General features: G+C 69.5%; 13 protein-coding genes. 3 read left to right on the top strand and 10 right to left on the bottom strand.

Translation table 11 applies throughout. The annotated features are described in order from the left end of the window. Positions 1–64 precede the first annotated feature (64 nt). On the bottom strand, positions 65–1,129 hold the full coding sequence (locus GWK16_RS01135) for a threonine aldolase family protein (protein ID WP_170052137.1): 1,065 nt from the start codon (positions 1,127–1,129) through the stop codon (positions 65–67). Positions 1,130–1,204: 75 nt separating this feature from the next. Here GWK16_RS01135 and GWK16_RS01140 point away from each other — a divergent pair, with 75 nt between their 5' ends. The 3 genes from GWK16_RS01140 to GWK16_RS01150 all read left to right on the top strand — a co-directional run bounded on the left by GWK16_RS01140 (position 1,205) and on the right by GWK16_RS01150 (position 3,124). After that, positions 1,205–1,750 (top strand): amino acid synthesis family protein, encoded by a 546-nt coding sequence (locus GWK16_RS01140; RefSeq protein ID WP_170052138.1) that lies wholly within the window; start codon positions 1,205–1,207, stop codon positions 1,748–1,750. Between the two features lie 61 nt (positions 1,751–1,811). Further along, on the top strand, positions 1,812–2,372 hold the full coding sequence (locus tag GWK16_RS01145) for a DUF4337 family protein (RefSeq protein WP_170052139.1): 561 nt from the start codon (positions 1,812–1,814) through the stop codon (positions 2,370–2,372). A 104-nt stretch (positions 2,373–2,476) separates the two neighbouring features. Continuing rightward, the gene (locus GWK16_RS01150; RefSeq protein WP_170052140.1) at positions 2,477–3,124 is read left to right on the top strand and encodes a hypothetical protein; all 648 of its coding nucleotides are present in this window, start codon (positions 2,477–2,479) and stop codon (positions 3,122–3,124) included. 15 nt (positions 3,125–3,139) lie between these two features. On the opposite strand, the gene GWK16_RS01155 is transcribed toward GWK16_RS01150, so the two are convergent. The 9 genes from GWK16_RS01155 to pdhA all read right to left on the bottom strand — a co-directional run bounded on the left by GWK16_RS01155 (position 3,140) and on the right by pdhA (position 11,407). Further along, the gene (locus GWK16_RS01155; RefSeq protein WP_170052141.1) at positions 3,140–3,781 is read right to left on the bottom strand and encodes a glutathione S-transferase family protein; all 642 of its coding nucleotides are present in this window, start codon (positions 3,779–3,781) and stop codon (positions 3,140–3,142) included. 87 nt (positions 3,782–3,868) lie between these two features. Continuing rightward, entirely contained in the window at positions 3,869–4,348 is a 480-nt protein-coding gene (locus GWK16_RS01160; protein WP_170052142.1) for a type II toxin-antitoxin system RatA family toxin, read from the bottom strand. 1 nt (position 4,349) lies between these two features. Then, positions 4,350–5,324: a lipoyl synthase gene (gene lipA / locus GWK16_RS01165; RefSeq protein WP_170052143.1), complete on the bottom strand. Its 975-nt coding sequence runs from the start codon at positions 5,322–5,324 to the stop codon at positions 4,350–4,352. A 48-nt stretch (positions 5,325–5,372) separates the two neighbouring features. Continuing rightward, positions 5,373–5,750 carry a nuclear transport factor 2 family protein gene (locus GWK16_RS01170; protein WP_211187018.1) on the bottom strand — a complete coding sequence of 126 codons (378 nt, stop codon included), beginning with the start codon at positions 5,748–5,750 and terminating at the stop codon, positions 5,373–5,375. After that, positions 5,722–7,116 (bottom strand): dihydrolipoyl dehydrogenase, encoded by a 1,395-nt coding sequence (gene lpdA / locus GWK16_RS01175; protein WP_211187020.1) that lies wholly within the window; start codon positions 7,114–7,116, stop codon positions 5,722–5,724. The genes GWK16_RS01170 and lpdA overlap by 29 nt, the downstream gene beginning before the upstream one ends. Continuing rightward, entirely contained in the window at positions 7,116–7,604 is a 489-nt protein-coding gene (locus GWK16_RS01180) for a GNAT family N-acetyltransferase (RefSeq protein WP_170052145.1), read from the bottom strand. The genes lpdA and GWK16_RS01180 overlap by 1 nt, the downstream gene beginning before the upstream one ends. Before the next feature lie 85 nt (positions 7,605–7,689). Continuing rightward, positions 7,690–8,982, bottom strand: a complete 1,293-nt coding sequence (locus GWK16_RS01185) for a pyruvate dehydrogenase complex dihydrolipoamide acetyltransferase (protein WP_170052146.1) — start codon at positions 8,980–8,982, stop codon at positions 7,690–7,692. Positions 8,983–9,000: 18 nt separating this feature from the next. After that, positions 9,001–10,383: a pyruvate dehydrogenase complex E1 component subunit beta gene (locus GWK16_RS01190; RefSeq protein WP_170052147.1), complete on the bottom strand. Its 1,383-nt coding sequence runs from the start codon at positions 10,381–10,383 to the stop codon at positions 9,001–9,003. A gap of 1 nt (position 10,384) precedes the next feature. Then, a complete protein-coding gene (gene pdhA / locus GWK16_RS01195; protein WP_170052148.1) occupies positions 10,385–11,407 on the bottom strand; it encodes a pyruvate dehydrogenase (acetyl-transferring) E1 component subunit alpha in 1,023 nt (340 codons plus the stop codon). Positions 11,408–11,510 lie beyond the last annotated feature (103 nt).

Genomic DNA, 11,510 nt, shown 5'->3' on the forward strand with positions numbered 1-11,510 from the left:
CAGGCACGGATGCGCGGCGTCCGGCGTCCGAGGCGCACGAAGGCGGCGCCTTCGTGCGCCAGCATCACCCGGCGAGCGCCGCGCGGATCTCGGTCACCGCCTCGTCGATCATCGGCGCCGTCACGTCGAGATGCGTGCAGGCGCGCACACGGCCGCCGAGGCCCGAGACCGCGATGCCGCGCATCTGCAGCTTCGCCTGCAGCTGCTCGACGGTCATGCCCGCGCCCTTGATGTCGAAGAAGACCAGGTTGGTGTCCGGCTCCTCGACCACCACGCCCGGGATCTGGCGCAGGCCACGGGCGAGCGCCTTGGCGTTCGCATGGTCCTCGGCCAGCCGGTCGATGTTGTTCTCGAGCGCATAGATGCAGGCGGCCGCGCAGACGCCGGCCTGGCGCATCGACCCGCCCAGGCGCTGCTTCCAGCGCCAGGCGCGGCCGATGAACTCCTCGGACCCGCACAGCACCGCGCCGAGCGGCGCGCCGAGGCCCTTGGTGAAGTCGAGCCAGACGGAATCGTAGGACGCGACCATGTCCTTGGCCGAGATCCCGGCCCCGACGCAGGCGTTCATCAGCCGCGCGCCGTCCATGTGGGTCGACCAGCCCTGTTCGTGCGCGACGGCGGCGACCGCGTTGAGCTGCGCGAGCGGCCAGATCGCGCCGCCGCCGATGTTCGCCGTCTGCTCGACCTCGAGCAGCCGCTGCGGCGGGGCGTAGCGCGTCCTGGGCCGGATCGCGGCGCGCACGTCGTCCGCGGTGAACATCCCGCGCGGACCCTTCATCGGCATAATTTGCACGCCGGTCAGCGCGGCATGGGTGCCGCCCTCGGAATGCAGGATGTGCGAGGTCTCGTGCGCGATGACTTCGTCGCCCTTCGAGCAATGGGTCAGGATCGCGATCACGTTGCACATGGTGCCCGACGGCAGGTAGACGGCCGCCTCCTTGCCCATGAGCGCAGCCATGCGGTCGCACAGCTCGTGCACGGTCGGGTCGTCGCCATGCTGCTCGTCGCCGACCTCGGCGCGCATCATCGCTTCCTTCATCGCGGGCGTCGGGCGCGTCTGCGTGTCGGAATAGAGGTTGATGCGCACGGGCGGGGCGCCGGCGGGCGGGCGGTTCGGGGCGTGGACCATGATCAAACCTGTGTTGTGACCGGTTGCGGGAAGCATGCCCCCGGCGCCACGATCCGGCCAGAGGGGGAGGACGCCATGGTCCAGATCCGCAAGCTCGCCCTGCTGCGCGAGCAGGCCTTTGCCGAGATGGGACACACCGCCGACCGGCCGGTCGTGCGCGCGGTCGCGCTGATCGCGATCGTCAATCCCTGCGTGGGGCGCTTCGTACGGGACCTCACCGACCTGATCGAGGCTGGCGCGGCGCTGTCCGAGCGCGTCGGCCCGGACCTCGTGAGGATGCTCGACGGTCCCGCCGTCGCCTACGGCAAGGGGGCGATCGTCGGGAGTTCCGGGGAACTCGAGCACGGGCATGCCGTGCTCCATCCGAAGCTGGGCAAGCCGCTGCGCGCGGCGATCGGCGGGGGCGCGGCGCTGATGCCCTCGGCCGTGAAGATCGGGCCGCCGGGCAGCGCGCTCGACCTGCCGCTCGGGCACAAGGACGACGCCTGGTCGCGAGGACATTTCGACGCCGTCACCGTCTCGCTGGGCGACGGCCCGCGGCCGGACGAGATCCTGGTCGCCATCGCCCTGGCCGACGGCGGAAGACTGCTGCACCGCATCGGGGAAGGCGCGCCGCGCTGACCCCTTCCGCGAATCGCGCGGCCCCGGCAGATGAGCACCCCGTAACGAAAGGGGGCGTGCCATGGCCGGGGGCGCACATGTCGACCACAACTCCAACAAGGGCGTCGCGCTGCTGATCGCGGTGCTGGCGCTGTTCCTCGCGCTGGCCGAAACCGGCGCGAAGAGCCAGCAGACCGAGGCGATCAGCCGCAACATCGAGGCGGCGAACCTCTGGGCCTTCTTCCAGGCCCGCACCATCCGCCAGACCAATGTCCGCACGGCGGCCGAGCAGGCGGAGATCGCGCGCCTCGCCCTGCCCGAGGCCGCGCATCCGCATGTGGCGCGCCAGCAGGAAGCCTGGCGGGCCACCGCCGCGCGCTGGGAAAGCGAGCCCGAGACCGGCGAGGGCCGCCGCGAACTCGCCGCCCGCGCCCGCGCGGCGGAGGAGAAGCGCGACCGGTCGCTCGCCGCCTACCACCAGTACGAGATCGGCTCGGCCGCCTTCCAGGTCGGCATCGTGCTGGCCTCGGCGAGCGTCATCACCGGGGTCGGGCTGCTGGCGGTCGCCGGCGGGCTGCTCGGGGCGATCGGCGTCGGCTTCGCGGCGCTGGGATTCTTCGCGCCGACGCTGGTGCATCTCTAGGCCGATGTGATGGGCGTCACGGGCAGAACCGCCCGGGCGCCGGGGGCGCTTCCGGGTCATGGCGTGGCTGGACTAGGGTCCGCCCGGTTCGGGAGGACAGCCCCATGAGCGGACTACGCATCAGCCCCGGCGGCGTCGCCGACCTCGCCCGCGGCAAGGAACAGGACGCCCGCGCAGCCGGCGCGGACGGGTTCGACATCCGGCTGTCGCAGGACAGCGGGATGGACGCGCGGGACATCATGTTCCTGCGCCGCTTCACGCAGCGGAAGGGGCTGCTGATCGTCTTCCGCTGCCCCAAGCCATCGGCCCGCGCCTTCCACGGCACCCTGCCGGCCAAGACCTTCGCCACCAAGGCCAAGACCAACGAGACGGGCACCGTCATGGGCCATGGCGGCACGCTGATGGTCTCGGACTACGACATGATGAGCATCTGGCGCTCGACCGGAACGGGGTTCCAGAAGATCCACGTCTCGGCGCTCGTCCCCGGCGCGGCGCGCGGCGCCTGGTCGCCCGAGGCCCGCGACCTGGTGCGCGAAATGAACCAGACCCTGGTGAGCAAGCTGCAGCATGGCTGCCAGGACGACTTCGCCTCGGAGAAGAACCCCGGGGTGAAGATGGCGGACCACTTCCTGGCGATCCGCATGGGCGACGGCGTCTACCTGCCGGACCCGATCCACTGCGAGAACTTCTACCGGGCGCACGCGCTGCGCTGGCCCTACGGGTCGGGCGGGAAGTACATCCCGGGCGGCTGAACCCCGCCCGGCGGGCTAGCCGAAATGGCGCGCCCAGACGGGCGCGATGGCCGGCCGCGCGGCCACCGCACGGCCGAGCGCGGCCAGCCGGGGGCAGGCCTCGGGCAACCAGGATGCCCCCTTCAGCCAGCGCGACAGCACGGCCAGGTAGATGTCGGCCACGGTGAAACGCTCGCCCAGCAGGTAGGGCCTGGCGGGATCGCCATTCAGGCCGGCCTCGGCTTCCACCAGGCGCCAGAGCTCGCGATACATCTCCTGCGCGCGGTCGCGGATCGCGTCCGCGTGGGACGGGTGGCCGCTGAAGCGGCTGGGGTAATCGTAGCGCGTCACATGCGGGTAGCCTTCGGCGCCCGCCAGCACCATCCAGCGCAAGGCCACGGCGCGGGCGGAATCCGCCGGCGGTGGCAGCAGGTCCGCTTCCGGATGACGATCGGCCAGGGTGAGCAGGATGGCGATCGTCTCGGTGACCACGGTGCCGTCGGGCAGGATCAGGGTCGGGATCCGACCCATCGGGTTGATGCGGCGGTATTCGGCCGCCAGCTGCGCATCGGTCGCCAGCGGTACCGAGCACAACTCCGCGCGCGCGCCGATCTCGGCCAGCGCCATCTCGATCGGCGCCGAGCCCGAGCCGCGGTCGCCATAGAGCACATAGGTCATGCGACGAAGATTGCCGCATGCCGATGCCGTGGCGGCAACGCAAAGCCGTGATTGCGCCGACGGCGCCGGTGAGAGTCCGCGCCGGGGCTAGCCCGTGGCGGACGGCGCCGGCGAGCCGGGCCGCACGGGCACCGCGCTGCGGCCGTAGAGCGCCATGGCGCGGCGTTCGAAGGCGCGGACCATGAGGCGCACCGCCTCGTTGAAGACCACGCCGATCGCCATCTGCAGGATGCGCGAGCGGAACTCGAAATCGACGAAGAAATCCACCTCGCAGCCCTGCGGCGCGGGGTGGAAACGCCAATGGTTGTTCAGGTACCGGAACGGGCCGTTCTCATAGGTCACGTGGATATGCCCGGGGCGTTCCAGCGTGACGCGGGACCGAAAGGTCTCGCGGAACATCCGGAAGCCGATGGTCAGGTCGGCGACGAGCTCGCCCTCGGTGCGGGACAGCACGCGCGCGCCGACGCACCAGGGCAGGAATTCCGGATAGCGGCGGACATCCGCCACCAGGTCGAACATCTGCTCCGGCGTGTAGCGCAGGACCTTCTTTTCGGCGTGGGTGGGCATGTCAGGCGCGAGCCGCGAGGCGTTCCTCGCGCGCCTGGCGCAGCGCGGCGAAGTCGCGGTCGGCGTGGTAGGAGGATCGCGTCAGCGGCGTGGCGGAGACCAGCAGGAATCCCTTGCCGCGGGCGGTCGTCGCGTAGTCCTCGAACTCCTCGGGCGTGACGAAGCGGTCGACCGCGGCGTGCTTCACCGTGGGCTGGAGGTATTGGCCGATGGTCAGGAAATCGACCTCGGCCGACCGCAGGTCGTCCATCACCTGCAGCACCTCGATCCGCTTCTCGCCGAGGCCGACCATCATGCCGGATTTGGTGAAGATCGAGGGATCGAGCTGCTTCACCCGGTCGAGCAGCCGAAGCGAATGATAGTAACGGGCCCCGGGGCGGATGGTCGGGTAGAGCGCCGGCACCGTCTCGAGGTTGTGGTTGAACACGTCAGGGCGGGCCGCGACCACGACCTCGAGCGCGCCGTCCTTGCGCAGGAAGTCGGGCGTCAGGATCTCGATGGTGGTGTCGGGCGCGGCGGCGCGGATGGCGCGGATGGTCTGCGCGAAATGATCCGCCCCGCCATCGGCCAGGTCGTCGCGGTCGACCGAGGTGATGACGACATGCCGCAAGCCGAGCGCGGCCACCGCCTCCCCCACCCGGCGGGGTTCGTCGGCATCGAGGGTGTTCGGCAGGCCGGTGGTGATGTTGCAGAAGGCGCAGGCGCGCGTGCAGATCTCGCCCATGATCATCATGGTCGCGTGGCGCTGCGACCAGCATTCCCCGATGTTGGGGCAGGCCGCTTCCTCGCACACCGTCGTCAGGCGCTGGTCGCGCATCAGCGCCCGCGTCTCATGATAGACCGGGTGGGTCGGCGCCTTGACCCGGATCCAGGCTGGCTTGCGCTGGATGGGGTTGTCCGGGCGATGCGCCTTTTCCGGGTGCCGTTCGGCGCCGGTGCGCGGCTTGCGGTGGTCGATCTCGATACGAGTGGTCATGGTGCGATCCGACCCCGATATAGGCCGGTGCGGGTCATCCTGCGAGGTTCAACAGACGATCGCCGTGCACTGGGCCGCCTGGACCCGCAAGGCGCCGTCCCGCAGGACCCACACCCGCATGTAGCGGAAGGTGCCGGCGAAGGGTTCGCCCGCGTATCGCCCCGCAAGCGCGGCCCGGACACTGACGCAGGCGCCCCCGTCCGGCAACGACAGGATCCGCTGGCCCGACAGGTCGATCCGATCCAGGACCAGTTGCCCGGACCGGTGCGGCGCCAGATCGGCCGCCTTGCCATGCACCGCGCCCGCCTGGTCCACGAACAGCAGGTCATCCGCGATCAGGGCATCCAGCCGCGCCACGTCGGAGGCGAGCATGGCCTCCCGCAGCGCGGCCTCGGCGTCAGATATGGAGGACCTGTCCATAGGCATCGAGGACGGCTTCATGCATGGCCTCGGACAGGGTCGGGTGCGGGAAGACGGTCGCCATGAGCTCGGCCTCGGTCGTCTCGAGGGTGCGGGCGATGCCGTAGCCCTGGATCATCTCCGTCACCTCGGGGCCGACCATGTGGGCACCGAGCATGGCCCCGGTCTTCGCGTCGAACACCGTCTTGATGAAGCCTTCGGGTTCGCCCAGCGCGATCGCCTTCCCATTGCCGATGAAGGGGAAGCGGCCGACCTTCACCTCGTGGCCCGCCGCCTTCGCGGCGGCCTCGGTCAGGCCCACCGAGGCGACCTGCGGGCGGCAATAGGTGCAGCCGGGGATGTTGGTCGTGTCCATGGCATGCGGATGCTTGCCGGCGATGGCGTCGACGACGATCACACCTTCATGCATCGCCTTGTGGGCCAGCCAGGGCGGACCGGCCAGGTCGCCGATGGCATAGACGCCGGCTTCGCCGGTCCGGCCGAAGGCATCGATCACGACGTGGGTCCGGTCGACCTGCACCTTGGTGCCTTCCAGGCCGATATTCTCGACATTGCCGACGATGCCGACGGCCGAGATCAGGCGGTCGGCCTTGATCTCCGTGACCTTGCCGCCCGCTTCGACGATCGCGGCGACGCCGCCGTTCTCCTTGCGCACGCCCTGCAGCTTCGCGCCGGTGATGACCTTCATCCCCTGCTTCGTGAACGCCTTCTGCACGAAGGCCGAGATCTCGGCGTCCTCAACCGGCAGGATGCGGTCCATCACCTCGATCAGCGTCACCTCGCTGCCCATGTTGAGGTAGAAGGACGCGAATTCCGATCCGATGGCGCCCGAGCCGATCACGATCAGCTTCTTCGGCATGGCGTCGGGCACCAGCGCCTCGCGATAGGACCAGATCAGCTTGCCGTCCGGTTCCATCCCCGGCAGCACGCGCGCCCGCGCGCCGGTCGCGAGGATGATGTGCTTCGCGGCGAGTTCCGCGGCCGGCTTGCCGTCCTTCGTCACCGCGACCTTGCCGGGGCCGGCCAATGCGCCATGCCCGTCGAAGACCGTGATCTTGTGCTTCTTCATCAGGCCCTTCACGCCGGATGAGAGCTGGTTCGCGACGTTGCGCGACCGCTTGATCACCTTCGCGAAGTCGAAGCGGATGTTGTCCGCGGCGAAGCCGTAATGGTCGAGGCTGTGCAGCAGGTGGTTGATCTCGGACGCACGGAGCAGCGCCTTGGTCGGGATGCAGCCCCAGTTGAGGCAGATGCCGCCCATGTGCTCGCGCTCGACGACCGCGACCTTCATCTTGTGCTGCGCCGCGCGGATCGCGGCGACGTAGCCGCCCGGGCCGCCGCCGATGATCACGAGATCAAATTGTTCGGCCATCACGCTGCCTCCGCTGCCAGGGATCTCAGCGCCCGGCCCGAGAGGCGGCGCGTGATCCATTCCTTGAGGGTATCCGCCCCCATCGCGTCATAGGTCGCGATGGCCGGCGTGTTCCAATCGAGCACGTTCCAGGCGAGCCGCCCGCCGCCCTCGGCCAGCGTGTCCTGTGCCAGCCGGGCAAAGAGGGCCTTGGCGATGCCGCGGCGCCGGAACTGCGGTTCCACCCACAGATCCTCGAGCCACCGTCCCGGCTTGGCGAGGAAGGTGGAGAAGGTCCAGTGATAGAGCGCGATCGCCGCCGGCGCGCCTTCCCATTCCGCCACCAGGCAGCCCGCGCGCTGCGGGGCGCCGAAGATGGCGGCATGGAAGTCGGCCTCCGTGCCGACCGCTTCGTGCGCCAGCTTCTCGTACTCGGCCAGCGCGCGCACGAAGCGCGCGATGGTCGGCACGTCGGCGGGAACAGCCTCCCGGATGCTGAGTTGGGGCATCCGATTCACGCCTCCGGTGCCCGGCACCATGCGTTGCGCGCACGCGGCGCGCGACGCCTGCGCCCTGCGGCGATCGGATGCCCGGTCACAGCATCAGGCTCAGCGGGTCCTCGATGGTGCGCTTGAGCGACTGCATGAACTCGGCGGCCAGCGCCCCGTCGATGACGCGGTGGTCGACCGACAGCGTGCAGGTCATCACCGTTGCGATCGCCAGCGCCCCGTCCTTCACCACCGGCTTCTGCAGCCCGGCGGAGACGGCGAGGATGCCGGCCTGCGGCGGGTTGATGATCGCCGAGAAGTCGGACACGCCGTACATCCCCATGTTGGAGATTGAGAAGCCGCCGCCCTGGAATTCCTCGGGCTTCAGCTTGCCGGACTTGGCGCGCGCCGCGAGGTCCTTCATCTCGTTGCTGATCGCGGCCAGGCCCTTCTTGTCGGCGCTGCGCACGATCGGCGTGATCAGCCCGTCGGGGATGGACACCGCCACCGAGATGTCGACGTCGTGGTACTGGATGATCGCGTCGTCCGTCCACGTCGCGTTGCAGGACGGGAAGCGCCGCAGCGTCGCCGCCGTCGCCTTGATCACCAGGTCGTTGACCGAGAGCTTGTAGGCCCCGGGCCCGTCCTTGGGCGAACGCGCGTTGAGGTCGGCACGCAGCTTCAGCAGTGCGTCGATCTCGATGTCCATGGTCACGTAGAAATGCGGGATGGTCGCCTTCGATTCCGACAGGCGGCGCGCGATCACCTTGCGCATCGTGCTGTTGGGCACCGCCGTATGCGGGGCGGTGACCACGACGGGCGCGGCGGGGGGCTTCGGCGCGGCCGCCGCCGTCGGGGCGGGTGCAGCGGCGGGGGCTGCCGCCGGGCCGCGCGACAGCGCCGCCTCGATGTCCGCCTTCACGATCCGCCCGTTCGGGCCCGAGCCCTTCACCCCGGCGAGGTCGAGCCCCGCCTGCTGCGCCATGCGCCGCGCAAGCGGCGAGGCGAAGACGCGGTCCCCGCCCGAGGGCGGCAGCGGCTGCGGGTTCAGCGCCACCGGCGCGGCCGGCGCGGCTGCCGCCGACGCCGGTGCGGCGGCCGGAGCCGCGGCGGCAGGTGCCGGGGCGGCCGCAGACGCGCCCGAGGGCACCGCCTCGCCCTCCTCCACCAGCACCGCGATGACGTCGTTCACCTTCACGCCCTGGCTGCCGTCCGGTACCAGGATCTTGCCGAGGATGCCTTCATCCACGGCCTCGACTTCCATCGTCGCCTTGTCGGTCTCGATCTCGGCGATGACGTCGCCGGCCTTGATGCGCTCGCCTTCCTTCTTCAGCCAGCGCGCCAGGTTGCCCTCCGTCATGGTGGGGGAGAGCGCCGGCATCAGGATGTTCGTGGCCATGGATCGTTCCCCCGCCCCTTACTTGTAGGTCACGCTCTTCGCCGCATCGACCACCTGCTCGAGACGCGGCAGCGCGAGCTTCTCGAGGTTCGCGGCGTAGGGCATCGGGATGTCGAGGCCATGCACGCGCACCGGCGGGGCGTCGAGGTGATCGAAGCAGGTCTCCATGATCTGCATCGCGACCTCGGCGCCGATGCCGGCATAGGGCCAGCCTTCCTCGACTGTCACCAGGCGGTTGGTCTTGCGCACCGAGTTGGCGATCGTCTCGGTATCCAGCGGGCGCAGCGAGCGCAGGTTGATCACCTCCGCGCTGATGCCCTGCTCGGCGAGCTTCTCGGCCGCCTGCATCGCGAGCCCGACCATGATCGAGAAGGCGACGATGGTGACGTCGGTCCCCGCGCGCTCCACCTTCGCCTTGCCGATCGGCAGGATGAAGTCCGGATCGGTCGGGCATTCGAAGGAATGCCCGTACATGATCTCGTTCTCGAGCACGATGACCGGGTTCGGATCGCGGATCGCCGCGCGCAGCAGGCCCTTGGCATCCGCCGCCGACCACGGCGCGACGACCTTCAGCCCCGGGCAATGCGCGTACCACGACGCGTAGCACTGCGAATGCTGCGCGGCGACGCGCGACGCCGCCCCGTTCGGTCCGCGGAAGACGATCTGGCAGCCGAGCTGCCCGCCCGACATGTAGAGCGTCTTGGCCGCCGAGTTGATGATCTGGTCGATCGCCTGCATCGAGAAGTTGAAGGTCATGAACTCGACGATCGGCTTCAGGCCGGTGAAGGCGGCGCCGACCGCCATGCCGGTGAAGCCGTGCTCGGTGATGGGCATGTCCATCACCCGCTTCGGGCCGAACTCGTCCAGCAGGCCCTGCGAGATCTTGTACGCACCCTGGTACTGGGCGACCTCCTCGCCGATCAGGAAGACGTCCTTGTCGGCGCGCATCTCGGCGGCCATGGCGTCGCGCAGCGCCTCGCGCACCGTGATGGTGGCTGTCGGACCCCAATCCTTCTCGGCCGGGGCCGCGGGTGCCTTGGCCGTCGCCGGCACGTGCACTTCCGTGCGCTGCGCGGTGCCGGTCTCGGCGATCATCTTCTCGTTCTCGCGCGGGTTCTTGTTGGTGATGCCATGCATGGTCTGCGCGGCCGCGCCGCCGGCGCCGCCGTCGAGCTCGGCGATCGGGCTGTTCACCTGCACGCCCTCGGTGCCCTCGGGCACGACGATTCGGGTGATCGTCCCCTCGTCCACCGCCTCGACTTCCATCGTGGCCTTGTCGGTCTCGATCTCGGCGATGACGTCGCCGGACTTCACCGCGTCGCCTTCCTTCTTCAGCCAGCGCGCCAGCTTGCCTTCGGTCATCGTCGGCGAGAGCGCCGGCATCAGGATCACGGCACCCATCTCAGCGGGCCTCCACCAGCACGTCGGTCCACAGTTCGGATTCGGGCGGCTCGGGCGATTGCTGCGCGAAGTCCGCGCTGTCCTGCACGATCGCCTTCACCTCGTCGTCGATCACCTTCAGCTCCGCCTCGGTCACGGCGAACTGGTCGACCAGCATCTTGCGCGCGGTCTCGATGCAGTCGGAGGTCTCGCGCATCTTCTGCACTTCCTCGCGCGTGCGGTACTTCGCGGGGTCGGACATCGAATGGCCGCGGTAGCGGTAGGTCTTCATCTCGAGCAGATAGGGCCCCTTGCCCGCGCGGCAGTGGGCGACGGCGCGCTCCCCGGCCTCCTTCACGGCCGTGACGTCCATGCCGTTCACCTGCTCGCCCGGGATGCCCCAGGCGGCGCCGTTCTGCGACAGGTCGCGCGACGCGGAGGCGCGCTCGACCGAGGTGCCCATGCCGTACTTGTTGTTCTCGATGACGAAGATGCAGGGCAGCTTGAACAGCGCCGAGAGATTGAGGCTCTCATACACCTGGCCCTGGTTCGACGCGCCCTCGCCGAAATAGGTCACGGCGACGCGGCCGTCCTCACGGTACCAGTTGGCGAAGGCGAGGCCCGCGCCGAGCGAGACCTGAGCGCCGACGATGCCATGGCCGCCGTAGAAACCCTTCTCGCGCGAGAACATGTGCATGCTCCCGCCCTTCCCCTTCGAGTAGCCGCCGATGCGCCCCGTGAGTTCCGCCATCACGCCGCGCGCCTCCATGCCGGTCGCGAGCATGTGGCCGTGGTCGCGGTAGGAGGTGATCACCTGGTCGCCGTCCTTGAGGCACATCTGCATGCCGACGACGACCGCTTCCTGGCCGATGTACAGGTGGCAGAAGCCGCCGATCAGGCCCATGCCGTAAAGCTGGCCGGCCTTCTCCTCGAACCGGCGGATCAGCAGCATGTCGCGGTAGGCCTTGAGGAGATCCTCCCGACCGATGGATGGCTCCTTGGCCTTTCCGCGGCGCTTGGGGCTGGTCTCTGCGGCTTGGGCCATATGGCGTCTCCCTGGGAAGGCACTCTTCATTGCGAATTAGGCCGCACATGCCCGCGCGCGCAAGCGGCGCGACGAAAAAACCGTTCTTTCGCAATGCAATAAG

Source organism: Neoroseomonas marina (genome assembly GCF_012927745.1).
Classification (GTDB): Bacteria; Pseudomonadota; Alphaproteobacteria; order Acetobacterales; family Acetobacteraceae; genus Neoroseomonas; species Neoroseomonas marina.